The organism is Streptomyces sp. NPDC026672, from assembly GCF_040638185.1.
GTDB lineage: Bacteria > Actinomycetota > Actinomycetes > Streptomycetales > Streptomycetaceae > Streptomyces.
Map to the genome: position 1 here is coordinate 68,312 of NZ_JBEZXS010000025.1, position 25,121 is coordinate 93,432.

A 25,121-nucleotide genomic window follows, 5' to 3' on the forward strand; every position below is an offset into this window, starting at 1 on the left:
GGGTGCGCGGGAAGTGCATTTACGGGAGCGCCGCGACGGCTACGACGGGTCGCCCAGGCCGCTGAGCACGGTCGCCGCCCGGTCCAGCGCCCCCTGCTCGACCTCCAGGTCGGGGGTGATGCCCCGGCCGTCCACGGCGCGCCCGGACGGGGTGCGGTAGTGGCCGACGGTCAGCTCGGCGACCGAGCCGTCCGGCAGCCGGCTGGGCATCTGCACCGAGCCCTTGCCGAAGGTGCGGGTGCCGACGACGACCGCCCGGCCGCGGTCCTGGAGGGCGCCGGTGAGCATCTCGGCCGCGCTCATCGTGCCGCCGTCGACGAGCGCGACCAGCGGACGGGTGGTGTCGCCGCCGGGGTCCGCGTGCAGGACGCGCTGCGCGCCGTCGACGTCGTAGGTGGCGACGAGCCCGCCGTCGAGGAAGGCGGACGCGGCGGTGACGGCCTCCGCGACCAGGCCGCCGGAGTTGCCGCGCAGGTCGAGGACGACGCCCCGGCCTGCCGGAGCCTGGCGCACCGCGGTGCGCACGACGTCGCCCGAGCCCTTGGTGAAGGCGGCGATCCTGATGACCGTGACACCGGCGGGCAGCTTGCCGACGGTCACGGAGTGGGTGGACAGCCGGGCCCGGCGCAGCGTCTCGCTCCACGAGCGCGCGCCGCGCTCCAGGCCGAGGCGGACGGCGGTGCCGGCCGGGGCGTCCTCGGCGTCGCCGCGCAGCAGGGCGACGACGTCGGTGACGGGACGTCCGTCGACCGCGGCGCCGTCGACGCTGCGCAGCCGGTCGCCCTTGTGGATGCCCGCGGCGGCGGCCGGCGACCCGGACTGCACCTTGGTCACCTCGATCCGGCCGTCGCGCTCGCGCCGCGCTCCGAGGCCGACGCCGGTGTACTCGCCGTCGAGGGCCTCCTCGAACTCCTCGTACTCGCCCGCGGAATAGACCGCTCCCCAGCGGTCCCCGCTGCGGCTCACGGCCCGTTCGGCCGCTTCCATGGGGGACTTGCCGTCGGCCATGGCCTCGGCGGCGGCCCGCTGGACGTCGTCACGGCGGTCGGCCGCGCGCGCGGTGTCCTGCGGGGCGCGGCGGCCGGTGTGGTCGGGGGACGGGAAGGAACCGGTGGCGGCGCCGGTGACGAGGACGCCGGCGAACACCAATGTCAGGGCCGCCCCGCGGCGGATGCGGCGGGGCTGACAGAACAGGTCACGGCCTGACATGCCGGTGAGTCTAGGGGAACGCGAAGGGCCGTACGGGCGGTTGTCCGTACGGCCCTCATTGGCATGCGTCACACCTTCAGGTACTTGCGCAACGCGAAGAACGCCGCCAGCGCGGGCATCAGAAGGCTGGTCGCCAGGATGAGCGGCAGCTTGGTCAGGACCGCGTCCCAGCCGATGAAGTTGATCAGGTTGAGCTTCTCCGAGAGCGCCAGACCGTGATCGATGATGAAGTACCGCGCCAGGACGAGGAATCCACAGGCGACGGTGCCGCCGATCAGTCCGGCGACCGCGGCCTCGGCGATGAACGGCGCCTGGATGTAGAAGCCGGAGGCGCCGACGAGCCGCATGATCCCGGTCTCACGGCGACGGCTGAACGCGGACACGCGCACGGTGTTGACGATCAGCATGAGCGCGACGACCAGCATCAGCGCCATCACCATCCGCGCGGCCCAGTTCATGCCGTTGAGCAGCCCGAAGAGGTTGTCCAGGATGCCCTTCTGGTCCTGCACCGACTGCACGCCCCCGCGCCCGTCGAAGGCGGTCGCGATGACCTGGTACTTCTCCGGGTCCTTGAGCTTGATGCGATACGACTCCTGCATCTGGTCCGGCGTGAGGGAGCTGGCGAGCGGGGAGTCGCCGAACTGCTCCTTGTAGTGCTTGTACGCCTGGTCCTGCGACTCGTAGCTGACCTTCTCGACCACGGTCATCTTGCCGAGGTCGGTCTTGATCTGCTTCCTCTGGTCGTCCGTGACCGCGCCCTTGGCGCAGTTGGGGTCCGACTCGGCGTCGCTCTTGTTGCAGAGGAAGATCGAGACGTTGACCTTGTCGTACCAGTAGCCCTTCATGGTGTTGACCTGGTCGCTCATCAGCAGCGAACCGCCGAAGAGGGCCAGGGACAGGGCGACGGAGACGATGACCGCGAAGGTCATCGTCAGATTGCGGCGGAGACCGACTCCGATCTCGGACAGAACGAACTGGGCGCGCATGGCGTCTGGTTATGCCTTTCCGTGGACCGTCAGTGCTGGTAGCCGTAGACGCCGCGCACCTGGTCGCGGACGAGTAGGCCCTTCTCCAGCTCGATGACGCGCTTGCGCATCTGGTCCACGATGTTCTGGTCGTGCGTCGCCATCACCACGGTCGTGCCGGTCCGGTTGATCCGGTCGAGCAGTTTCATGATGCCGACGGAGGTCTGCGGGTCGAGGTTGCCGGTGGGCTCGTCGGCGATGAGCAGCTTGGGCCGGTTCACGAAGGCCCGCGCGATGGCGACGCGCTGCTGTTCACCACCGGACAGCTCGCCCGGCCTGCGGTCCTCCTTGCCGCCGAGCCCGACGAGGTCGAGCACCTGCGGCACGGACTTGCGGATCTCGCCGCGTGACTTGCCGATGACCTCCTGCGCGAAGGCCACGTTCTCGGCGACCGTCTTGTTGGGCAGGAGGCGGAAGTCCTGGAACACGGTCCCCAGCTGGCGGCGCATCTGCGGCACCTTCCAGTTGGAGACGCGGGCGAGGTCCTTGCCCAGGACGTGCACCTGTCCATGACTGCACCGCTCCTCGCGGAGGATCAGCCGCAGGAAGGTGGACTTTCCGGAGCCGGAGGACCCCACGAGGAAGACGAACTCACCCTTCTCCACTTCCAGGGACACATCCCTGAGCGCGGGGTGGGTCTGCTTGGGGTAGACCTTGGAGACGTTGTCGAATCGGATCACGGGTGCACCACGGTTGGCCGGGGGTAGATGAGCGTGACCATACGCGAACCGGGTGCGCGAGCGCAGGCGCCGGTCATGGTTGCGTGGGGCTTGTGCGTTTTTGTGCGGGGCGGGCTTTCCCCTTTGTCCCGACGCCGCTTTCCCGGGCGGCCGCGCTCTTTGCGGCGGAACCTGGCACAGTGGAGGGGGAACGTTCTCGTTCCCGCAGGCGTTGTCAGGTGTGATGGCCGGTGCAAGGAGGGCGAGCGCATGACGTACGACCGGTTGGTGTGCGCGAACTGCGCGGCGCCCGTGAGCGAGGGCCGGTGCCCGGTGTGCCGTGCCAACCGTGAGCGGCTGCAGCAGGAGGGCTTCCTCGGGGGGCTGAATCCGATGGCGCTGATCGCCCTGGTGGCGGTGCTGATCGCCGCGGTGGCCCTGCTGGCCCACCAGACCGCTTGAGCAGCACACGGACGCGAGAAGACGCGCGAAGGGCCCGGAGCGGGATGCTCCGGGCCCTTTGTGATGCCGGGCGCGTACGGTGCGTGACCGTACGGCCACCGAGGACGGACTAGGCGGCCGCGCCGCCCCGGCCGTTCACCAGACGCGGCAGGATGCGGAAGCCGATACCGCCGGCGATCATGGTGGCGGCGCCGACGACGAGGAACGTGGTCTGCGCGGCACCGGTCTCGGCCAGTTCGCCGCCCTTGCCCTGGGCCTGGGCCTGGGCGCCCGTGGCCGTGTCGGCGCCGGTGTCGGTGAGGGCCGAGGAGCCCTCCTCCTGCACGGAGGCGCCGGAGCCGCCGTCGGGGCCGGTGTTGCTGCCGCCACCGTTCCCGCCGCCGTTGCCGTTCTCGTTGCCGCCGCCGTTGCCGTTGCCGCCGCCGTTCCCATTGCCGTTGCCGCCGTTCCCGCCGCCGTTGCCCTCGGTGGGCTCGGTGGTGGTGGGCGGCTCCTCGGTGGGCTGGGAGGGCTCACCCGTGGGCTCGGTGGGCTCCGTGCTGGTGGGCGGCTCCTCCGTCGGGGTCGACGGGGAGCTCGGGATGTCGGTCGGAATGCCCGTGTCGCTCGGGCTGGGCGGCGGGGAGTCGTCGTCGCCCTCGGCCAGCGAGACCTGGGCGGAGATGCCGTCCTCGTCGGCGCTCACGCCGAGGGAGAGGGCGGATGCGGCGCCCGCCGCGGTCAGCGAGGCACCCGCGGCGATCACGGCACCGGCGGCCACCCGCGCGATCCGGATGCGCGTCTTCTTCGTCATGTGCTTGCTACCCCCAGTAGCTGATGGTCGACGTGCTGCGCGTGGGGCAGGCCGTGATCGACGGAGGCAGCTGGCTCTGACGTTCAAGTCCCCCGGTTCACATGCGCCCCAGAAATGCGCATGTCATTCTTCACCCTTCCCATTTTTCAAGGCATCGTCAAGGCCGTTGCGGGCGCGATGTCCAGGCGCGGGGCGTATGCCGGAAGTTGAAGCGTGTGAGCGTGACGTAAAACCCAGACAAATGCCAACTGCCGCCTCGGGGGCGGCAGTCGGGGCGTCGGTCCGGGGTACGGCCGGTTACTTCTCCTGCTGCTTGCGCCAGCGAATCCCGGCCTCGAGGAAGCCGTCGATCTCACCGTTGAACACGGCCTCGGGGTTGCCGACCTCGTACTCCGTGCGCAGGTCCTTGACCATCTGGTACGGGTGGAGGACGTACGAACGCATCTGGTTGCCCCAGGAGTTGCCGCCGTCGCCCTTGAGCGCGTTCATCTTGGCCTGTTCCTCCTGGCGGCGCCGCTCCAGCAGCTTGGCCTGGAGGACGTTCATGGCGGTGGCCTTGTTCTGGATCTGCGAGCGCTCGTTCTGGCAGGAGACCACGATGCCGGTGGGCAGGTGGGTGATGCGCACCGCCGAGTCGGTCGTGTTGACGCCCTGGCCACCGGGGCCGGAGGAGCGGTAGACGTCGATGCGCAGGTCGGACTCGTCGATCTCGACGTGGTCGGACTGCTCGACGACGGGCAGGATCTCGACGCCGGCGAACGAGGTCTGGCGGCGGCCCTGGTTGTCGAAGGGCGAGATCCGCACGAGGCGGTGCGTGCCCTGCTCCACGGAGAGCGTGCCGTAGGCGTAGGGGATCTGGACGGCGAAGGTGGTGGACTTGATGCCCGCCTCCTCCGCGTACGACGTCTCGTACACCTCGGTCTTGTAGCCGTGTTGCTCGGCCCAGCGCAGGTACATCCGCTGGAGCTTCTCCGCGAAGTCGGCGGCGTCGACACCGCCGGCCTCGGCGCGGATGTTGACGAGGGCCTCACGGGCGTCGTACTCGCCGCTCAGGAGGGTGCGGACCTCCATCTCGTCCAGCGCCTTCTTCACCTGCGCGAGCTCGGCCTCGGCCTCGGCGCGGGTGTCCGGGTCGTCCTCCTCGGCGGCCATCTCGAAGAGCACGCCGAGATCGTCGATCCGACCGCGCAGCGTCTCCGCCTTCCTGACCTCGGCCTGGAGGTGGGACAGCCTGCTGGTGATCTTCTGCGCCTCGTCCGGGTTGTCCCACAGGGACGGCACGGCCGCCTGCTCCTCGAGCACGGCGATGTCTGCCCTCAGCTTGTCGAGGTCCAGAACGGCCTCGATCGACTCCATGGTCGAGGAGAGGGACTTGAGCTCTTCGGATACATCGACGACTGCCACGCCCTCAAGCGTAACGGCTCCCCCCACCGCCGACGCCCGCCCATCAACTCTTCCCTTGAAACCCCACGCTGACCTGCGGTTTTGCCAAGGTCGACCAGTGTGGGCTAGGGCGCGGTGGAGTGGGTGCCGCCCGGGGGCGGCGGGGTGTCGTCCGAGGTCGCCCACCACGCGCCCAGGCCGATCGCCGCCGCCACGATCGCTCCGGCCACGCCCAGCGTGATGCGGCGGCGCCGGGCGGCGGCACGGTGGCGGGCCGAGCCGGGGCGGGGGGCACCGGGTGTGCGCGGCGCCCGCGCCGTGCCCCGCGCTCCCCCGGCCAGCTCGTCCGCCCCGGGGACCCGCATCGAGGTGTGCGTGTCCCGGTTGGAATCGGGCTTCGCGCCGGGCACGAGGGAGACCGCGCCCCGCCGCCGCACCGTCTCCCCGGCGGGCTCCTCCGGCGCCTCGGGCTCGTCGGGCGCCGCCTCACCGGGTTCGGTGTCCGGTTCGTCCACGTCCAGCGGCGGCATCCCGGCCAGCAGCGGCAACTGCTCCCGCAGCCGCGCCGCCAGCTCCGAGGCCCGCAGCCGGGAGGCCGGCGCCTTGGCGAGGCACTGCACGATCAGCTGCCACAGCTCCTCGGGAATCCCGGGGAGCGGGACGACCGTCTCGGTCACATGGCGCCGCAGCACCGCGCCCGGGTGCCCCCCGCCGAACGGCGTGAACCCGGCCAGCAGCTCGTAGAGCACGGTCGCGAGCGCGTAGATGTCGACCGCGGCGCGCGGCGGCAGCCCCTCGACGATCTCCGGCGCCAGGTAGTCCGGCGTCCCGATGATCTTCGTGGCGCGGGTCCGCTTGGGCGAGTCGATCAGCTTGGCGACACCGAAGTCCGTCAGCAGGGCGGGGTGCGCGCCGCCGGGACCGAGCGGCCCCTGCATGTCGAGCAGCACGTTCTCGGGCTTCACGTCCCGGTGCACCACCCCGGCCGCGTGCGCCGCCGCGAGCCCGTCCGCGACGTCGGCGACGATCGCCACCGCCGCCTCGGGGGCAAGCCGCCGCTCCCGCTCCAGCCGGGTGCGCAGGTCCGTGCCCCGGACGAGGTCCATGACGAGGGCGAGGTCGTTGCCGTCGACCACCAGGTCGCGCACCGACACGATGTGCGGGTGTTCGAGGCCGAGCAGCGCGGTGCGCTCCTGCACGAAGCGGCCGACGAGCTCCTGATCGGACGCGAGGTCCTCACGGAGCAGCTTGACGGCGACGGGCCCGTCCGGCCCCTCGCCCAGCCACACCGTGCCGGCGCTGCCCCGCCCCAGGATCTGGTTCGCGCTGTACCGGCTGCCGATCTTCCGTGCCAAGACTGCTCCTACGGACGCGTGTTGTGGCGGCTGCGTCGTTCCGGGGCGCACCCCGGACCCGGCCCGGAGAACCGGGACTCCCGGCCGACAAAACTACGCGCCCGACGGGGCGACCTTCACCACGGGGACGGAAATCACCCGCCAGATGTCGACAAGTCCCCAGACTCGCGTCTAGTTGCTACCGGAATCGCCGCCGAGGTCCTTGATCCACCCGGAGACGGTTCCGATCCAGTCGCCCAACTGCTCCCAGTAGCCCTTGCCCGTGCCGATCCAGTCCTGGAGGGGGCTCAGCTCCCACACCAGCCAGCTGACGACGAACAGGATGACGAGGGTGAACAGACAGCCCTTCAGACAACCGAGCCCGGGGATCTTCATCGGGTTCGCGCCGCGCTGCCGCGGCTCGCGGGCCGGCCGCCTCGGCTCGGCGGGCGCGGGCGGTGGGCTGTAGCGCTGGGGCTGCGGCGGCGGGGCGTACTGCTGCGGCTGCGGCGCCGAGTACCGCTGCGGGCGCTGCTGTTGCTGGGGGCGCTGCTGCTGTTGCTGCTGCGGGGCGGGCCGCTGCGGCTGTTGCTGTTGTTGTTGCTGCGGCCGGGCCACCTGCCGCTGGGGGCGGCGGCGCAGCGGGTCCTGGTCGGGGTCGATGTACTGGACCTGCGTCTGCTCGTTGCGGTCGCGGGCCGCGCGCAGCTGGGTCTGCCAGGGGTGCGGCTGCTCGGGCTGCTGCCCGTACTGGTCCTGCCCGCCCTGCTGGCCGTAGGGACCCTGTTGCCCCTGCCCGCCGTACTGCCCCGGCTGTCCCTGCGGGACCGGCGGCATGACGGCGGTCGGGTCGGCGGCGCCGGCCGGGCCCGAGGTGTGCGGCAGGACGCTGGTGGCCCCGTTCGGGTCGTACGTCCCCTGGCCCTGGCCGGTCGGCAGCACCTGCGTCGGGTCGGCGGCCCCGGGCACGTCCGGTACGGCGGCCGGCGCCGGGTCGGGCGCGAGCAGGGCGCCCACGCCCTCGGCGGCGGCGATCTGCGCGGAGTTCGCGTGCACACCCACGCCCTCGGCCACGACGCGCAGGCCGCGCGCGAGGTTCTGGGCGCTCGGCCGTTCGTCGGGGTTCTTGCGCAGACAGCGCTCGATCACCGTCCACAGCGGGTCCGGGACCGTGGAGGGGCGGCGCGGCTCGGCGCTCAGGTGCTGGTGCAGGACCTCGAGGGCGGAGCCCCCGGAGAACGGCGGATGGCCGGTGACCAGCTCGTACAGCAGGATGCCCGCGCCGTAGACGTCCACGGCGGAGGTCTGCGGGCGGCCCTCGGCGGACTCGGGGGCGACGTACGCGGGTGTGCCGACGAACTCGTGGGTGCGGGTCAGGCCCGGGGAGTCGGCGAGGCGGGCGATGCCGAAGTCGGTCAGCATCGGGTGCATCTGGCCGCCCTGCTGCTGGAGCAGCACGTTGGCGGGCTTCAGGTCGCGGTGCACGACCCCGTCGGCGTGGCTGGCCGCGAGCGCGTCGGCGATCTGGGCGGTCAGCAGGGCGGCGGCGACGGGGCTGAAGGGGCCGTTCTCCCGCAGGTAGCGGTGCAGGTCCGGGCCGTCGACCAGGTCCATGACCAGCGCCAGCAGGTCACCCTCGACCACCAGGTCGCGCACCCGGACGATGTTGGGGTGGGTCAGCCGGAGCAGCACGGAGCGCTCCCGCAGGAACCGCATGACGATGTCCGGGTCGCTCGCCAGCTCCTCCTTGAGGACCTTGATCGCGACGGTCTCACCGGGCTGCCCGGGCACGGCGGCCTCGGAGCCCGCCGTCCGGTGCTGGCTGGCTCGCCAGACGGTCCCCGTGGCACCGCGTCCGAGCGGCTCCTCGAGGAAGTACTTGCTGCCTACCGGCCGCACGTCATGACTCCCTAGCTGCTTGCTGGTGTTCCGACCCACTGTAGTGCTCGGTACGTACGCCTTCCCGTGGATGTTCGAAGGAAAGACGCTCCCCCCGGCCTCCTGGTTGCCGCGCCGTTGTGCGCCCCCTCCCCGCCGCCGGACCCCGGCAGGACCGGTCCCAAGTGATCCTGGTCGCACAACCGGCCGGGCACTTTTGGGGGCAGAGCCGACCAATCAAGATCACTTGCCTCCGGGCCGGGGGCGGGTTGTCGGTGACAGGTGCGAGGATGCGTGCAGTACTGGCCGACGTGCTCGTGGGGTGGGGGGAAGTCCGCGCCCGTGCAGAAGGGACCGCTGACGGCGATGCAGATCCGGCTGACCGTCGTAGACCCCCTGGGCCCGCCCCCGCAGCGGGGCCGTGCCGCGAGCCGGGACGTGCTGGTCACGGCACCGGCCGGCACGGCGCTCGCGGCGGTGGCCTCGGGGCTGGCGTCGGCGGTCGCCGGGGACGGGGGCGCGGGCCGGGAGGCCGGCGGCGCCCAGGTCGTGCTGTACGCCGGGGCGGACCGGCTGGACGGCGGGCGCTGCACGCTCGGTGAGCCCCCGCTGGTCGACGGCGCCGTGCTGTCCCTGGGGGCGCCCGCGGCGCCGGAGCCGCACCCCGAGCTGGACGACGCCCCGACGCAGCTGCACGTGGTCGCGGGGCCGGACGCGGGCGGGGTCCATCTGCTGCACGGCGGGCAGGTCACCATCGGCCGCTCCGCCGACGCCGACGTGCCGCTCGACGACCCGGACGTCTCCCGGCTGCACTGCGCGGTGACGGTCGGCCCGGACGGCCGTGTCTCGGTGGCCGACCTGGGCTCCACGAACGGCACGACGCTGGACGGCACGCGCGTGGGCGAGCGCCCGGTGCGCCTCGCCCAGGGCGCGTTCCTGCGCATCGGGGAATCGGCCCTGAGGCTTACGCCGTCCGGGGGTCCCGCCGCGCGCGTGGCGACGACACCGGACGGCGAGGGGTACGTACGGGTGGCCCCGGGCGCCGATACGGACCGGGACCCGGGGACCGGACCGGCGAGCGGCGCGGACGGCGGCGCGGAGGCCGGACGGGCGCCGACGGGTCCCACGGCGTACGGCGAGGGGAACCAGGCGCCGCAGGGGTACGGCCACGGCGGCGTGGAGCCGATCGTTCCGGTGCAGGGCGGCGCGCCGCGGATCGAGAGCCGGGACGGCGTCGACGGCGTTCCGGGGCCGCGCGGCGCGGACGACATCAGGGACACCCACGCGGGCCGCTCCGGCGTGCTGGGCCGGGGCGGTGTCCTCGATCCGGCGGCGGGCGGCGCGGGCGTGCCGGGAGCGGGCGCCGGGGACCCGTACGCCGACGGCACCGCGGCGGACGGCCCCTCCGCCCCTCGTAAGGGCATCCCCCCGCGGGACACCGACGCGCCCCAGGGCGTGCGGAAGCGGGGCGGGCTCGGGGCCTGGGCCCGGAAGCTGGCCGGTGGGCGCGGGGAGTCCGCCGTCCCCGCGGCGGAGGCGCACGACGGCGTGCCCCTCGCGGACCTCCGGCGCTCCCCCGACACCTGGCCCGACCCCGCCGCGCTGCTGCTGACCGCGCTCGGGCCGGGGCCCCGGCTGTGGGAGCGCGGCCCCGGGCACCCGGAGGCGCTCACGGTCCGGCTCGGCACGGCCGACCGGGCGGCACCGGACGGCTCCGGCGCGCTGCCCGCCGTCCCGGTCACCGCCGATCTGCGCGAGGCCGGGGCGCTGGGCCTGGCCGGGCCGCGCGCGCGGCTGTCGGGGCTGGCGCGCGCCGTGCTGGCCCAGCTCGCCGCGCTGCACTCCCCGGACGCGCTGGAGATCGTGCTGATCAGCGCGGACCGCACCCGTTCGCCGGAGGAGCGCACCGCCGAGTGGTCCTGGCTCGGCTGGCTGCCGCATGTGCGCCCGTCCCACGGCCAGGACTGCCGGCTGCTGCTGGCCTACGACCGCGAGCAGGCGGCGGCCCGCGTGGAGGAACTGCTCCGCCGCGTGGACGACCACGCGGCGCGGGGCCGGGCCACCCGACGGACCCCGGGCGCGGAGCCGCAGGGCGCCTCCCACCCGGACCACGCCACACCGGCCTCCGGCGCGACCGCTCCGCACGACGCCGCCCGGGGCACCACAGCCGCACCTCGGGGCGCCGCACCACAGGGCACCCCGCCCTACGGCACCACCGCCACACCGCACGGCTCCCCACCGCACGGCGCCCAGTCCTACGACGCCGCGCAGGCCACCCCGCCGCACGGCACCGCGCAGGCGCCCGCGCCGCACGGCACCCCGCCGCACGGCGCCGCCCCCGGCAGCACCCCTCCGGCCGGCGCCACGTGGGCGGGAAGCACTCCGACCGGCTCGGCGGGCTTCTCCGCGCGGTCCGGCGCGTCCTCGGCCGGGTCCGGCGCCGCGGGACGGCGCCCGGCCACCGCGGACCCGGCCGGGCCGGGACTCCCGGAGTCCCCCCGGCCGTCCGCCTCCGCACCCGGCGCCCCGGCCGACGGCGGTCACCGGCCCTCCTGGGCGCAGGACGGCCCGGTCGGGGCCCTGGGCTTCTCCGGGTCGTACACGGTCGTCGTCGTGGACGGCGATCCCGGTGGCGGCGCGCTGCGGGACGCCGTCGCCCGGCTCGCCGTCGAGGGGCCCGGGGCCGGGGTGCACGTCGTGTGCCTCGCCGAGACCGAGCCCGCTTCCCCCGTGACGTCGGTGGCGCGGACGTACGAGGCGGCCTGCGCCGCGGCCCCGACGTTCCGCGTGTGCGGCGCCGTCGCGCTGCTCGGTGGCGACGTCGCCACCGCGCTGCATCTGGTGCGCGTCGCGCCGGCCGGACCGGTGGCGCCCGGCACGGTCGCCGCGGTCGACGCCGTCTCGCCCGCCTGGGCCGAGCGTTTCGCGCGGGCGCTCGCGCCGCTGCGCGCGGACGGCGCGGGCGGCGAGCGGCACCCGCGCGTGACCGCGCCGCTGCCCCAGTCGGCACGGCTGCTGGACGAGTTGGGACTCGCACGGGCCACCCCTGCGTCGCTGATGGCGCGTTGGGCGGCCGCGGCCGACGACGGGGAGTCGCCCGGCGGACGCGCCTGGGCGGTGCTCGGCGCGGGCCCGCGCGGCCCGCTCGGCGCCGATCTGGTCGCCGAGGGACCGCACCTGCTGATCGAGGGCCCGCCCGGCAGCGGGCGTACGGAACTGCTGCGGGCGGTCGTCGCCTCGCTGGCGGCGGCCGAGCGTCCGGACCGGCTGGGCGTCGTCCTGATCGACGGCCGGGACGGCGTCGGCACCGGTGGCGCGCACAACGAAGGGCTGCGCGCCTGCACGGACATACCGCATGTGACCACCCATCTGACCGCCAACGACCCGGTCCGGATGCGGGAGTTCGCGCAGTCCCTGAGCGCGGAGCTGAAACGGCGCTCCGAGCTGCTGGGGCGCACGGGCTTCGCCGAGTGGCACACGCACCACGAGGTGTCGGGCCGGATCGTGGCGCAGCGCGGCACGGCGGGGCGGCCGGTCCCGGCGGGCAACGGGGACCTCGACTCGCCGCCGAGTTCGACGCTGCGGCTGCGGCCGTCGGCGGGCGCGCGCCGGCAGCCGGAGACGGCGCCGCCCCCGCTGCCCCGGCTGGTGGTGGTCGTGGACGACCTGGACGCGCTGGTCTCCCCGGCGCTGGGTTCGCCCGGCCGGCCGGCCGCGGGTTCCGTGATGCGGGCGCTGGAGGCGGTGGCCAAGGAGGGCGAGCGGCTCGGTGTGCACCTGGTCGCGGCGGCCGGTGTCGGCGGCCGTACGGCGGAGACCGAGCCCGCGCGGCGGGCGACCCTGCGGATAACGCTGGACGCGCCGACGCCCGGACCGGAGGAACCGGCGCCGGGGCGCGGTCGGCTGACGTCGGGGGACGGACGCGTGACCGCGTTCCAGGCCGGCCGGGTGACGGGCCGTATCCCGCGCACGGCGACGCAGCGGCCGACGGTCGTCGCGCTGGAGTGGCAGCGCATGGGCGATCCGCCGGCCCGCAGGCCGGTGCGTGAGCTGGGCAACGGGCCGACGGACCTGGCCCTGCTGGCGAGCGCGGTGGAACGGGCGGCGCGGGAGGTGTCCGCGGCGGAGGTCCCGTCCCTGCTGTAGGACCTGCCCGACCGTTCCCGCCGGGTCAGCCGCCCACCGCGCTCCACTCCGGCCCCTGCCGCGGCTCCCTGGCCCCCGCGCCCCGCCCACGTCACCCGTGTGGGGGGACCTGATCACGAGCCGGTCACGATCGGCTGCTTGACACAGCAGGCGCTCTTGCCGCCTCCAAGGACCCGGGCGTACACCGGACCGCACGGACAGCGCTCGGACGTTCAACGGAGAACGGAGAACGGGGCAAGTCATGCGCAGCAGAAGCAGCAGCACCAGCACCCGGTCGCACAGGACCGCCACCGCCCTCGCCGCCCTCCTCGCGGGAGCCCTCGCGCTCACCGCGTGCGGCGGGAGCGACGACAAGAAGGACGAGGGCACGGGCTCCGGCGGGGCCTCGAAGTCGCCGGGCGGCACCGTCACCCTCCCCAAGCTCGACGGCGAGAGCCTGGAGGTCGCGGCGGTCTGGACGGGCGCCGAGCAGGCCAACTTCAAGAAGGTGCTGGCGGAGTTCGAGAAGCGGACCGGCGCCAAGGTCACCTTCGTGCCCGCCCAGGACCCGATCATCAACTTCCTCGGTTCGAAGATCGCCGGTGGTCAGCCGCCGGACGTCGCGATGCTGCCGCAGCCCGGTGCCATCAAGCAGGCCGTGGACAAGAACTGGGTCAAGCCGCTCGGCGCCGAGGCGCAGGCGGAGCTTGCGAAGAACTACTCGCAGGGCTGGCAGGACATCGGCAAGGTCGACGGCAAGCAGTACGGCGTGTACTACAAGGCCGCCAACAAGTCGCTGATCTGGTACAACGCGCAGGCGTTCGAGAACGCGGGCGCCCAGGAGCCGAAGACCTGGCAGGACCTGCTGACGGCGGCGCAGGCGGTGTACGACTCGGGTGTCACCCCGTTCTCGGTGGGCGGCGCCGACGGCTGGACGCTCACCGACTGGTTCGAGAACGTCTATCTGTCGCAGGCGGGGCCGGAGAAGTACGACCAGCTCGCCCAGCACAAGATCAAGTGGACGGACCCCTCCGTGAAGGAGGCGCTGACCACGCTCGCGCAGGTCTGGGGCAAGAAGGACTACCTCGCGGGCGGCGCGGACGGCGCGCTGCAGACCGAGTTCCCGGCGTCCGTCACGCAGACGTTCACCGGTGGCGACCAGCCGAAGGCGGCGATGGTCTTCGAGGGCGACTTCGCACAGGTCAACATCGGTGAGACCAAGGCGAAGGTGGGCACGGACGCCAAGGTGTTCCCGTTCCCCTCGGTGGGCTCGACCGCGCCCGTGGTCTCCGGCGGCGACGCGGCGGTGATCTTCAAGGACTCCAAGGCGTCGCAGGCGCTGGCCACCTTCCTGGCCTCGCCGGACGCGGCGACGATCCAGGCGAAGCTCGGCGGTTACCTCTCGCCGAACAAGAACGTCCCGGACTCGGCGTATCCGAACCCGGTGCAGCAGAAGATCGCCAAGGCGCTGATCGCGTCGGGCGACGACTTCCGCTTCGACATGTCGGACCAGGCCCCGCAGGCGTTCGGCGGCACGCCCGGCAAGGGCGAGTGGAAGGACCTCCAGGACTTCCTGAAGAACCCGTCCGACGTCGCGGGCGCCCAGGCGAAGCTGGAGAAGGACGCGGCGGCGGCGTACGGCGGCGGGAGCTGAGCCGCGGATGACCGCGCCACACGCACGAGGGGCGGTCCGGCGGTGACGTCGGCCGCGGCGGCGGGCGCCACGCCGGCGCCCGCCCCGCCCCGCAGACGCAAGAGCGTGACCGGCACCCGCAGGACCGTGGCGGCGTTGTTCCTGCTGCCCGCCCTGGTGCTGCTCGGCGCGCTCGTGGTCTACCCGATCGGGTACTCGGTCGTCCGCAGCTTCTACAACGCCTCGGGCGACGGCTTCGCCGGAGTCGACAACTACAAGGCGCTGTTCACCGACGACGGCATCCGCACGGCCCTGAAGAACAACATCATCTGGGTGGTGTTCGCGCCCACGGTCTCCACGGCCCTCGGTCTGGTCTTCGCGGTGCTGACCGAACGGGTGCGCTGGGGAACGGCGTTCAAGCTGGTCGTCTTCATGCCGATGGCGATCTCGATGCTGGCGGCCGGGATCATCTTCCGGCTGGTCTACGACCAGGACCCGGACAAGGGCGTGGCGAACGCGGTGTGGGTGGGCGTGCACGACACGTTCGCGCAGTCGTCCGCGTTCCCGAGGGCGCACCCGGGCCGTGAGTCGCCGCTGAAGCCGGAGGCGGGCGGGTTCGTCACCGCGACGGCCGTGCGCGCCGGGCAGCCGGTCGTGCTGCCGCTGGTCGGCGTCGCCCCGGAGCAGCTGCCCGACGGCGCGAAGCCGGCCGCGGCGGCGAAGGCCGAGCCCGGCCGGGTCACCGGGACGACCTGGCAGGACTTCACCCGCGGCAAGGGCGTCGGCACACTGGGCGCCCCCGATCCGACCGAGCTCGGCTACTCCGGCATGCGGATCGAGGCGGTGAAGGACGGCAGGGTGGTCGCCTCCACGAAGGCGGCGGCCGACGGCACCTTCTCGCTGCCCGCGTCGGCCGACGGGGCGCTGCTGCGGCTCCCGGCGGACAACTTCGAGGAGCCGTACAACGGCGTCGACTGGCTCGGGCCCTCGCTGGTGACCCCGGCCGTCATCGGGGCGTACGTCTGGATGTGGGCGGGCTTCGCGATGGTGCTGATCGCCGCCGGGCTCGCCGGGGTGCCGCGTGAACTCCTGGAGGCGGCGCGGGTCGACGGGGCCAGTGAGTGGCAGGTGTTCCGCAAGGTGACGGTGCCGCTGCTGGCGCCGGTCCTCGCGGTCGTCACCGTCACGCTGATGATCAATGTGCTGAAGGTCTTCGACCTGGTGTTCATCATCGCGCCCGGCTCCTCGCAGGACGACGCGAACGTGCTCGCGCTGGAGCTGTACCGCAAGGGATTCTCCGAGGGCCAACCGGGCATCGCGAGCGCGATCGCGGTGCTGCTGCTCCTGCTGGTCATCCCGGTGATGTGGTTCAACATCCGCAGGCTCAGGCGGGAGGAGCGGCGATGACGACGCACGCCGGAGACATCGGCAAGGTGGTGTCCGCCGGGGCGGCGCCGGCCCGGCGGTCGCTGGGCGCGCGCATCACGGAGCGGCTCGGCGGCGGGCTGGTGCGGGCGTTCCTGACCGTGGTCGCGCTGTTCTGGCTGGTGCCGACGATCGGGCTGCTCGTCTCGTCGCTGCGGGCGCCGGAGGACATGAGCGCGAGCGGCTGGTGGAAGGTGTTCTCCCAGCCGTCCCAGCTCACCTTCGACAGCTACCAGAAACTGCTGGAGAACGGCGACATCACCAACTCCCTGGTGAACACGGTGCTGATCACCGTGCCGGCGACGGTCCTGGTGGTCGTCATCGGCTCGCTGGCGGGCTACGCGTTCGCGTGGATGGAGTTCCCGGGCCGCGACTGGTGGTTCCTGGCGGTGGTGAGCCTGCTGGTGGTCCCGGTTCAGGTGGCGCTCATCCCGATCGCCGAACTCTTCGGGAAGATCGGCCTGTTCGGGACGATCCTCGGGGTGATCCTGTTCCACGTGGGCTTCGGCCTGCCGTTCGCGGTGTTCCTGCTGCGGAACTTCTTCGCGGAGATCCCGCGCGAACTGCTGGAGGCGGCCCGGCTCGACGGCGCGGGCGAACTCCGGCTGTTCGCGCGGGTGGTGATGCCGCTGGGCGGGCCCGCGATCGCGAGCCTGGGCATCTTCCAGTTCCTGTGGGTGTGGAACGACATGCTGGTGGCGCTGGTGTTCACCAAGTCGGGCACCCAGCCGATCACGGTGGCGCTCCAGACGCAGGTGCGCCAGTTCGGCAACAACATCGACGTGCTGGCACCCGGCGCGTTCATCTCCATGGTGATCCCGCTGGCCGTGTTCTTCGCGTTCCAGCGGCAGTTCGTCACCGGCGTCATGGCGGGCGCGGTCAAGTAGCGGGAGGACGAGCGGGTTCGGGAGGCAGGCCGGCACCGGCCCGCCTCCCGGCGTTCGCCCGGTGTCCCCCGGATGCCGCACGGACCGTAACCAAGTGACTCCGCCGGCCGTTGCCGGGCTGACGCCCGCGCCGACCGACCCATGGAAGTCCCTTGCCCAGGTTCAGTGTCATTGTCCCCGCGTACCGGGTCCAGGCGTATCTGCACGCGTGCCTGGACTCGGTGCTCTCGCAGTCGTACCCCGACCTCGAACTGATCGCCGTCGACGACGGTTCACCGGACGCCTGCGGCGCGATCGCCGACGAGTACGCGGCCCGTGACTCCCGGGTGCGCGCCGTGCACCTGCCGGAGAACCAGGGCCTCGGACCCGCCCGCAACGCGGGCCTCGCCCTGGCCACCGGCGACCACGTGGTCTTCCTGGACGGCGACGACACGCTCACCCCGGGGGCGCTGCGCGCGATCGCCGACCGCCTCAAGGAGACCGGCGAACCGGACGTCCTGGTCCACGACTGGGCGCGCGTCCCGTGGACCGGCGAGGCGGTCCGCAACGAGGTCCGGCGCCCGCTGACCGAGGCGGGCCCGGCCCCCTTCCGGCTGGCCGACCGCCCGGAGCTGCTGCGGGTGCTGATGGTGGCCTGGAACAAGACGTACCGCCGGGAGTTCCTGGAGCGCGAGCGGTTCACCTTCCCGCCGGGCTACTACGAGGACACCCCCTGGACCTACCCGGTCCTGCTGACGGCGGAGACCATCGCGACCCTGGACCGGGTGTGCGTGCACTACCGGCAGCGCCGGGGCAGCATCCTCGACACCACCGGCCGCGGGCACTTCGACGTCTTCGAGCAGTACGACCGGGTCTTCGCGTACGTCGACGCCCGGCCGCACCTCGCCGAGTGGCGGCCGGTGCTGTACACGCGGATGGTCGACCACTTCTGCACGGTGTTCACCCGGCCCGGCCGGCTGCCGCGCGACAGCCGCGCCGAGTTCCTGCGCCGGGCCCGCGAGCGGTGCCGCCGCCACCGCGTGCCGGGCGTCGCCCTCCCGCCGCGCTCCCGGCTGCGGCACGCCCTGGTCCGCTTCGGGATGCACCGCACCTACCGCCTCCTGCGGGCGGCGCTCTCCACGCGGGCGCGCGTCCTGCGGTCCGCTGCCCGGTCGGCCCGCGCCCTCCGGGCGTTCGCCCTCCAGGCGCACTACCGCGTCCAGTTGTGCCTGCCGGTGCGCGCCGACCGGGCCGTCTTCGCCGCGTCCTGGGGCCGCGGGCACGGCTGCAACCCGGGCGCGCTGGAGGAGGCGTTCCGCACGCTCGCGCCGCACGTCCGCACCGCGTGGATCGCCGCCCCCGAGCACCAGGGGGCGATCCCGCCCGGCCCGCGCCGGCTGCGCCCCGGCACGGCCGCCCACTGGACGGCGCTGGCCCGCTCCAAGTACCTCGTCAACAACGTCAACTTCGACCGCCGGCTGCGCAAGCGCCCCGGCCAGGTCTTCGTCCAGACCCAGCACGGCACCCCCCTCAAGCACATGGGCCTGGACCTCCAGGAGCGCCCGGCGGCGGCCCGCGGCATGGACTTCGCCGAACTGCTGCGCGGCGTCGACAAGTGGGACTACGTCCTGTCGGCCAACCGCCACACCACGCTGACCTGGGAGCGCGTCTACCCCGGCCGCTACACGACGCTGGAGTACGGCTACCCGCGCAACGACGTGTTCCAGCGGGCGACGTCGGCGGACGTGACCCGGCTGCGCGAACGGCTCGGCGTCCCCGAGGGCTCGGTGGCGATCCTCTACGCCCCCACCCACCGCGACCACCGCCGCACCCAGCGGCCGGCCCTGGACCTGGAGCGCGTGCTGCGCCGCCTCGGCCCGCGCCACGTGGTGCTGGCCCGCGCCCACCCCTGGCACGGCGGCCCGCTCGCGCGGGGCACCCGGGTGATCGACGTCAGCGACCACCCGAGCGTCGAGTCCCTGTGCCTGGCCTCGGACGCGCTGGTCACCGACTACTCGTCGATCATGTTCGACTACGCCGTCCTGGACCGGCCGATCGTCGTGCACGCCGACGACTGGGACGTCTACCGGGAGACCCGGGGCACCTACTTCGACGTGCGCGCCTGCCCGCCGGGCGCCGTCGCGCGCAGCGAGGACGAGCTGATCGACATCTTCGCGACGGGTCACTGGTGCGGCTCCCGCTCGGCCGAACTGCGGGCGGCGTTCCGGGAGCGGTTCTGCCCGTACGACGACGGACGCGCCGCCGAGCGGGTCGTACGGCACGTCGTGCTGGGCGAGCCGCAGGGGCCGGTCTCGGTCACCCCGCTCGCCGAGCGGCATCCGGTGCCGTCCGCCGTCGCGGCGCTCGGCCGCCCCCCGCTGACGACGGTCGCGCACCCCTGTGGTCCGCCACCCGTCACCCGGAGCCGCTGAACGCCGTTGCACCCGACGGGAGTTCCCATGCCCGGCAGCAGTTCGCGGCCCACGCCGACCCGGCCGTCCCCACGGCGGCCCACGGGCAGGCCCGGTCGCACCCGTACCACGCGAGAAAGAGCAGCATGCCCCGCTTCAGCATCATCGTCCCGTCCCATGGAGTCGCGGGCCGGCTCTCCCAGGCGCTGGACTCGGTCCTCGCGCAGTCCTTCGGCGATCTGGAGCTGATCCCCGTCTGCGACGCGGCCGACTCCCCGGCGGCCCTGGTCGCCGCCGGCCACGCCGAGCGGGACGGCCGGGTGGTCCCGGTCGACTCGCCGCCGTCCGCCGGTCTGAGCGGGGCGCGCAACGCCGGGATGCGGACGGCCACCGGCGACTACCTGCTGTTCCTGGACGGCGACGACCTGCTGCTGCCGGGGGCGCTGGCCGAACTGGACGCGCGGCTGGCGCGGACCGGCGACGTGGACGTGCTGTACGCCGAGCACGAGCGGCTGCCCTGGTGGGAGGGCGAGCCCACCAACCCGGCCGCCCCGCTGCTGGCGGGCGCCCCGAAGGACGCGTTCTCCCCCGACCGGGCACCCCGGCTCACCGGCGTACGGCTCCCGGCGTTCGGTGCCGCGTACCGCGCCGCGTTCGTCGCCGAGCAGGAACTCGCCTTCCCCGAGGGGCACTTCACGGACGTCGGCTGGGGCGGACTGGTCTCGCTGGCCGCCACGCGGATCGCGGTGCTGCGCTCGGTGCTGGTGCGCCACCGGCTGCGCCGGCAGGGCAGCCGGCTGAACCTGCCGGGCGGGCACCAGCACGACCTGCTCGACCAGGTGGAGCGGGTGCTGGTCCGGGCGGCCCGGACGCGGCCGTCCGCCGAGCGGTCGCGGGCGCTGTTCGAGCAGCTCTTCGCCGTCGTGCTGAAGACCGCCTCGCGGCCCGAGCGGCTGCCCTCCGGGCACCGGGACTTCTTCCGGCGGGCCGGCCGGCTGCACCGGCGCCACCGCCCGGCCGGGTTCCGGCCGCCGGGCGGCAGCCTGGGCGTGCAGCACCGGCTGCTGGCGGCGGGCGCGTACACCGCGTTCCGGGCGCTGCGGGGCGCCAACCGGGGGGCGGCACGGGTGGCGGAACTCCTGCCGCGCACCCGGCAGTTGCGCACCCGTCTGCACTACCGGCGGGCGCTGCGCCGCCCGCTCGACCCGCGGCTGGCGGTGTACTGCGCCTACTGGGGCCGGGGTTACGCCTGCAACCCGGCCGCGATCCACGCCAAGGCGCGCGAACTCGCCCCGCACATCCGCTCGGTGTTCCTCGTCGAGGCCGACCAGGCGCACACGATGCCGGAGGGCGTCGAGCACGCGGTGCTCGGCAGCCGCCGCTCCTGGGAGCTGCTGGCCCGCGCCACTTACCTGGTCAACAACGCCAACTTCGCCGAGGGCGTGGTCAAACGGCCCGGCAGCGTGCACCTCCAGACCCAGCACGGCACCCCGCTGAAGACGATGGGCGTGGACCAGTCGACGTACCCGGTGGTGGCCGCGCGGACCGGGAGCTTCGCCAAGCTGCTGGGCCGGGTCGACCGCTGGGACTACAACCTCTCCGCGAACCGCCACTCCACCCAGGTCTGGGAGCGCGCCTTCCCCGGCCGCCACGAGACGCTGGAGTACGGCTATCCGCGCAACGACGTCTACTGCACGGCGAGCGCCGACGACGTGGTCCGCGTCCGCCGCGAACTGGGCGTCCCCGAGGGCCGCACGGCCGTGCTGTACGCGCCCACCCACCGCGACCACCACACCGGCTTCGACGGCGGCCTCGACCTGGAGGCGTTCTGCGAGGCGGCCGGCGAGGACGTCGTCGTGCTGCTGCGCGCCCACTACTTCTACGACCGCGGGCGCGCGGCGGGCAGCGGGCGGGTCATCGACGTCACCGGGCACCGCTCCTCCGAGGACGTGTGCCTGGCCGCGGACGCGCTGGTCACCGACTACTCGTCGATCATGTTCGACTACGCCGTCCTGGACCGGCCGATCGTCGTGTACGCCGACGACTGGGACGTCTACCGGGAGACCCGGGGCGTCTGCTTCGACCTCATGGCCGCGTCACCGGGCCCGGTGACGCGCACCCCCGAGGAGCTGGCGCGGGTGTTCCGCGACGGCTCGTACGCGGGCCCGGCCTCGGCGGCCCTGCGGGCGGCGTTCCGGGAGCGGTTCTGCGAGTTCGACGACGGCCGGGCCGCCGAGCGGGTCGTACGGCGGGTGCTGCTCGGCGAGCCGCCGGAGGCGCTGCCGCCCGTGATCCCGCTCGCGGAGCGCGTCCCCGCCCCCGCCGCGACCCTCGTGAGGAGCTGACCCGCCGTGCCCCGCTTCAGCGTCATCGTCCCCTGCTACAAGGTGCAGGGTTATCTGCGCGAGTGCCTCGACTCCGTCCTGGAGCAGTCCTGCGCGGACGTCGAGGTGATCGCCGTGGACGACCGCTCGCCCGACGGCTGCGGCGCGATCCTCGACGAGTACGCCGCCCGCGACCCCCGGGTGCGGGTGCTGCACCTGCCGGAGAACGTCGGCCTGGGCGGCGCCCGCAACGCCGCGCTGCCGTACGCCACCGGCGACTACCTGTTCTTCCTCGACAGCGACGACACCCTCACCCCGGGCGCGCTGCGCGCGATCGCCGCCCGGCTGGAGGAGTCGGGCGACCCGGACGTGCTGGTCTTCGACTACGCCCGCACCTACTGGTGGGGCGGCATGCGCCGCAACGTCCTCGCGGACGTGCTGGCCGAGGCCGGCGAGGGCACCTTCACCGCGGCCGAACACCCGCGGATCCTGGACCTGTTGATGGTGGTGTGGAACAAGGTCTACAGCCGTGGGTTCGTGGCGCTGAACGGCTTCCGCTTCCCGCCGGGCTACTACGAGGACACGCCCTGGACGTTCCCGGTGCTGCTGAGCGCCCGGCGCATCGCCGCCCTCGACCGGATCTGCCTGAACTACCGCCAGCGCCGCCAGGGCAACATCCTGTCCACGACGAGTCGCAGGCACTTCGACATCCACGCGCAGTACGAGCGGGTCTTCGCGTTCGTCGACCGGCACCCCGAGCTGTGGACCTGGCGGCCGTATCTGCACCGCAAGATGGGCGAGCACTGTCTGGACATTCTCGCCAAGCCGGACCGGCTGCCGCCCGCCGACAAGGCCGAGTTCTTCGCACGCACGGCGGAGATGTTCCGCAGGTACCGGCCCGAGGGCGCCCTCGTCGACGGCGAGGTGGCGGCGCTGGACGGCTCGTACACGGCGTACCGGCTGCGGCGGCAGGCCGCGCGGGCGGGCCGGGAGGCGGGGCGGCGGGCCCTGCGGGCCCGCGGGGCGGCGGCCGGCAGGGTGAAGGACGGCTGGTCCTGGCTGCACACGCGCCAGCCGCTCGATCCGCACCTCGCCGTCTATTCGGCGTCCTCGCACCGCGGTTTGCTCGGCGACCCGGCGGCGATCCACCGCGCGGCGCGTGAACTCGCCCCGCACATCAGGGGCGTGTGGGTCGTGCGGGACGCCGAGGAGGCGGCGCTGCTGCCGGACGGTGTCGATCACGTGCTGCCCGGCACCCCCCGCTACCGGGAGGTGACCGCGCGGGCGACGTTCTTCGTCAACGACGTCAACTGGCCCGGCTCGCTGGTCAAGCGCCCCGGCAGCGTGCACGTCCAGACCCATCAGGGCACCCCGCTCGCGTACCGGGGCGCCGACCTGCTGGACCGGCCCGGCGCCCGGCACGGTTTCGACGTGCCGCAGATGCTGCGCCGGGCCGACCGCTGGGACTACAGCCTGGTCGCCAACCGCCACTCCGAGCTGGTGTGGGAGCGGGCCTACCCGTGCCACTTCGCCTCGCTGCGCACGGGCAGTCCGCGCAACGACGTGCTCGTGGACGCGGCCGGGGAGCCCGCGTCGTCCTCGGGCGCCGCGTTCCGTTTCCGGTACGGCATCCCCGAGGACCACACGGTCGTGCTGTACGCGCCGACGCGCCGCGACTACCGGCGCGGCGGCCATGTGGAGCGCCTGGACCTGGAGCGGTTCGCCGCCGCCCTGGGCGAGGGCCACACCCTCGTCGTACGGCTGCACCCCACGCTCGCCGCGGGTCCGGCGCGCGGCCTCGGCCTGGCCGAACTCCACCGGCGGGGCGTGCTGGTGGACGCGACCGACGAGCCGCGCGTGCAGGACGTGATGCTCGCCGCCGACGCGCTGGTCACCGACTACTCGTCGATCATGTTCGACTACGCCGCCCTGGACCGGCCGGTCGTCGTGCACGCCGACGACTGGGCCGCGTTCCGGGCGAGCCGGGGCGCCTATCTGGACGTCACGTCCGAGGGTCCCGGCCATGTGTCGTACTCCGACGGGGAGTTGGCGGAGCTGTTCGCCTCCGGGGCCTGGCGGGACGGGGAGTCGGACCGGCTGCGGGCGCGGTTCAGGGAGCGGTTCTGCGAGTTCGACGACGGCCGGGCCGCCGAACGGGTCGTACGGACCGTGCTGCTGGGCGAACCGATGCCGCGGGCGCGGACCGCGCGGGTGCCGGGACCGGCCGGCCGGGCCACCGGGCAGGACCTGGTGGTCCCGTCGTGAGGCCGCGCACCTGGGTCCTGCTCCTCGCCGCCGTCTTCGCGGTGCTCCAACTGGCCACCGTCACCGGCCGGGACACCCCGGACTCCAAGAACTACGTGTCGTACGCGCTGAGTCTGGGCGGCGCGGGCAAGCGGGAGGCCGCGGCGGCCACCATCGACTGGGCGTGCTCGGGCGACGCGTCGATCGCGCGCCGCAACCAGGGCGTCGACGTACGGCACTTCCACGGCCCCGACCCCACCCGCCGGGTGACCGAGCGGTGCCGGAACGCCGAGTGGACCGTGGTGGAGCGGCGCCTCGCGGCCGGGCAGACCGGCGGGCACACCGTGCCGCTGATGCCCGAGCGGTTCATGCGGATCTTCGAGGCGCGGCCGGGTTATCCGGTGTTCCTGCTGCCGTTCGTCACGGTGCTGGGCGTCACCTGGGGCGTGTGGCTGGCGAGCGTGGTCGTCGCGGCGGCGGGCGGGGTCCTGGTGTTCCTGGTGCTGCGCGCCGTGGGCGTCTCTGTGCCGCTCGCGCTGACCGGCCAGGCCCTGTACTACGTGCTGCCGTGCGGCACGACCGCGATGCGCCCGATGACCGAGGGGCTGCTGCTGGCCCTGACGCTGGCGGCGGTGTGGGGCTGCGCCCTGGCCCTGACCGGACGGGCGCGCGCGGGCACGGTGCTGGTCGGTGCCGCGCTGCTCGCGCTGTTCACGGTGAAGCACTCGCAGGCGCTGTTCCTCGGGCTGTGCCTGGCCGCCGCGGGCACGGCGGTGCTGGTACGGCGCCGGCGGCGGGGGCGGGCTCCCGGGCGCGGCGTCGTCGCGGTGACGGTCGTGGGGTGCTGCGGGGCGCTGGGGACGGTGCTGCTGGCGCGGCTGCTGCACTACCCGTCCGAGTCCGAGAGCCTTCAGGACCTGCTGACCGGCCACTTCTCGCGGCCCGACCGCGCCCGTCCGTGGTCCGAACTGCTGCACCTGGAGGGCAACTTCTGGCTGGAGTGGGCGCGCAGACAGATGCAGGCGCCGCTGTTCGCCGCGGCGCTGGCGGCCGGGGCGTGGGGTGCGCTGCGGCGGCCGGCGTTCGGTCTGTTCCTGGTGGCGGCCGCGTTCACCGGGATCCTGACGCAGGCGGGGCACCCGGACATCAACATCTGGGGTGAGCGGCTGATCGTCCTGGCGTGGGTGCTGCCCGTGATCGGCGTGCCGCTGCTGCTCGATCCCCTCGTCCACCGGCGGGTGCCGCTGCCCGCGCAGGGGCACGGCGAGCGCCAGGCGCACCCGGTGGGCTGAGACACGGGTGCCCCGGCCGTCGTGGCCGGGGCACCCGTCATCGCCGCCGATCGCGCCG

16 protein-coding genes are annotated in these 25,121 nt (G+C 73.7%); 9 read left to right on the forward strand and 7 right to left on the reverse strand.

Annotated elements, in window-relative coordinates; genetic code table 11:
• Positions 1-39: 39 nt before the first annotated feature.
• The 3 genes from AB0F77_RS26890 to ftsE all read right to left on the reverse strand — a co-directional run bounded on the left by AB0F77_RS26890 (position 40) and on the right by ftsE (position 2,914).
• Positions 40-1,209, reverse strand: coding sequence for a S41 family peptidase (locus AB0F77_RS26890; RefSeq protein WP_361953810.1), 1,170 nt, complete (start codon positions 1,207-1,209; stop codon positions 40-42).
• A gap of 68 nt (positions 1,210-1,277) precedes the next feature.
• Entirely contained in the window at positions 1,278-2,195 is a 918-nt protein-coding gene (gene ftsX, locus AB0F77_RS26895; protein ID WP_361953813.1) for a permease-like cell division protein FtsX, read from the reverse strand.
• A 29-nt stretch (positions 2,196-2,224) separates the two neighbouring features.
• Entirely contained in the window at positions 2,225-2,914 is a 690-nt protein-coding gene (gene ftsE / locus AB0F77_RS26900; protein ID WP_361953816.1) for a cell division ATP-binding protein FtsE, read from the reverse strand.
• A gap of 249 nt (positions 2,915-3,163) precedes the next feature.
• Between ftsE and AB0F77_RS26905 the strand changes: the two genes are divergently transcribed.
• On the forward strand, positions 3,164-3,355 hold the full coding sequence (locus AB0F77_RS26905; protein WP_361953819.1) for a hypothetical protein: 192 nt from the start codon (positions 3,164-3,166) through the stop codon (positions 3,353-3,355).
• Between the two features lie 109 nt (positions 3,356-3,464).
• Here AB0F77_RS26905 and AB0F77_RS26910 read toward each other — a convergent pair whose 3' ends face one another.
• The 4 genes from AB0F77_RS26910 to AB0F77_RS26925 all read right to left on the reverse strand — a co-directional run bounded on the left by AB0F77_RS26910 (position 3,465) and on the right by AB0F77_RS26925 (position 8,764).
• On the reverse strand, positions 3,465-4,148 hold the full coding sequence (locus tag AB0F77_RS26910; RefSeq protein ID WP_361953822.1) for a hypothetical protein: 684 nt from the start codon (positions 4,146-4,148) through the stop codon (positions 3,465-3,467).
• A gap of 297 nt (positions 4,149-4,445) precedes the next feature.
• A complete protein-coding gene (gene prfB, locus AB0F77_RS26915) occupies positions 4,446-5,552 on the reverse strand; it encodes a peptide chain release factor 2 (protein WP_361953825.1) in 1,107 nt (368 codons plus the stop codon).
• A gap of 104 nt (positions 5,553-5,656) precedes the next feature.
• On the reverse strand, positions 5,657-6,886 hold the full coding sequence (locus AB0F77_RS26920) for a serine/threonine-protein kinase (protein ID WP_361953828.1): 1,230 nt from the start codon (positions 6,884-6,886) through the stop codon (positions 5,657-5,659).
• A gap of 171 nt (positions 6,887-7,057) precedes the next feature.
• Complete coding sequence (locus AB0F77_RS26925; RefSeq protein ID WP_361953831.1) at positions 7,058-8,764, reverse strand: serine/threonine-protein kinase; 1,707 nt, start codon at positions 8,762-8,764, stop codon at positions 7,058-7,060.
• A 345-nt stretch (positions 8,765-9,109) separates the two neighbouring features.
• On the opposite strand from AB0F77_RS26925, the gene AB0F77_RS26930 reads away from it, so the two are divergent.
• The 8 genes from AB0F77_RS26930 (at position 9,110) to AB0F77_RS26965 (ending at position 25,063) form a co-directional block, all read left to right on the forward strand.
• The gene (locus AB0F77_RS26930) at positions 9,110-12,889 is read left to right on the forward strand and encodes an FHA domain-containing protein (protein ID WP_361953949.1); all 3,780 of its coding nucleotides are present in this window, start codon (positions 9,110-9,112) and stop codon (positions 12,887-12,889) included.
• Between the two features lie 241 nt (positions 12,890-13,130).
• On the forward strand, positions 13,131-14,522 hold the full coding sequence (locus AB0F77_RS26935) for an ABC transporter substrate-binding protein (protein ID WP_361953834.1): 1,392 nt from the start codon (positions 13,131-13,133) through the stop codon (positions 14,520-14,522).
• Between the two features lie 105 nt (positions 14,523-14,627).
• On the forward strand, positions 14,628-15,908 hold the full coding sequence (locus AB0F77_RS26940; protein WP_361953952.1) for a sugar ABC transporter permease: 1,281 nt from the start codon (positions 14,628-14,630) through the stop codon (positions 15,906-15,908).
• Entirely contained in the window at positions 15,905-16,813 is a 909-nt protein-coding gene (locus AB0F77_RS26945) for a carbohydrate ABC transporter permease (RefSeq protein ID WP_361953837.1), read from the forward strand. Before AB0F77_RS26940 ends, AB0F77_RS26945 begins: the two co-directional genes overlap by 4 nt.
• Positions 16,814-16,965: 152 nt before the next feature.
• Complete coding sequence (locus AB0F77_RS26950) at positions 16,966-19,224, forward strand: bifunctional glycosyltransferase family 2 protein/CDP-glycerol:glycerophosphate glycerophosphotransferase (protein ID WP_361953840.1); 2,259 nt, start codon at positions 16,966-16,968, stop codon at positions 19,222-19,224.
• Positions 19,225-19,349: 125 nt separating this feature from the next.
• Complete coding sequence (locus AB0F77_RS26955) at positions 19,350-21,548, forward strand: CDP-glycerol glycerophosphotransferase family protein (protein WP_361953842.1); 2,199 nt, start codon at positions 19,350-19,352, stop codon at positions 21,546-21,548.
• A 6-nt stretch (positions 21,549-21,554) separates the two neighbouring features.
• Positions 21,555-23,792 (forward strand): CDP-glycerol glycerophosphotransferase family protein, encoded by a 2,238-nt coding sequence (locus AB0F77_RS26960; protein ID WP_361953845.1) that lies wholly within the window; start codon positions 21,555-21,557, stop codon positions 23,790-23,792.
• Positions 23,789-25,063: a hypothetical protein gene (locus AB0F77_RS26965; protein WP_361953848.1), complete on the forward strand. Its 1,275-nt coding sequence runs from the start codon at positions 23,789-23,791 to the stop codon at positions 25,061-25,063. The genes AB0F77_RS26960 and AB0F77_RS26965 overlap by 4 nt, the downstream gene beginning before the upstream one ends.
• Positions 25,064-25,121: the final 58 nt, after the last annotated feature.

Bases quoted from the DNA above. Each gene is read 5' to 3' on its own strand.
- AB0F77_RS26890 (WP_361953810.1), bottom strand. From the start codon at position 1,209: ATGTCAGGCCGTGACCTGTTCTGTCAGCCCCGCCGCATCCGCCGCGGG.
- ftsX (WP_361953813.1), bottom strand. From the start codon at position 2,195: ATGCGCGCCCAGTTCGTTCTGTCCGAGATCGGAGTCGGTCTCCGCCGC.
- AB0F77_RS26905 (WP_361953819.1), top strand. From the start codon at position 3,164: ATGACGTACGACCGGTTGGTGTGCGCGAACTGCGCGGCGCCCGTGAGC.
- AB0F77_RS26910 (WP_361953822.1), bottom strand. From the start codon at position 4,148: ATGACGAAGAAGACGCGCATCCGGATCGCGCGGGTGGCCGCCGGTGCC.
- AB0F77_RS26930 (WP_361953949.1), top strand. From the start codon at position 9,110: ATGCAGATCCGGCTGACCGTCGTAGACCCCCTGGGCCCGCCCCCGCAG.
- AB0F77_RS26935 (WP_361953834.1), top strand. From the start codon at position 13,131: ATGCGCAGCAGAAGCAGCAGCACCAGCACCCGGTCGCACAGGACCGCC.
- AB0F77_RS26945 (WP_361953837.1), top strand. From the start codon at position 15,905: ATGACGACGCACGCCGGAGACATCGGCAAGGTGGTGTCCGCCGGGGCG.
- AB0F77_RS26955 (WP_361953842.1), top strand. From the start codon at position 19,350: ATGCCCCGCTTCAGCATCATCGTCCCGTCCCATGGAGTCGCGGGCCGG.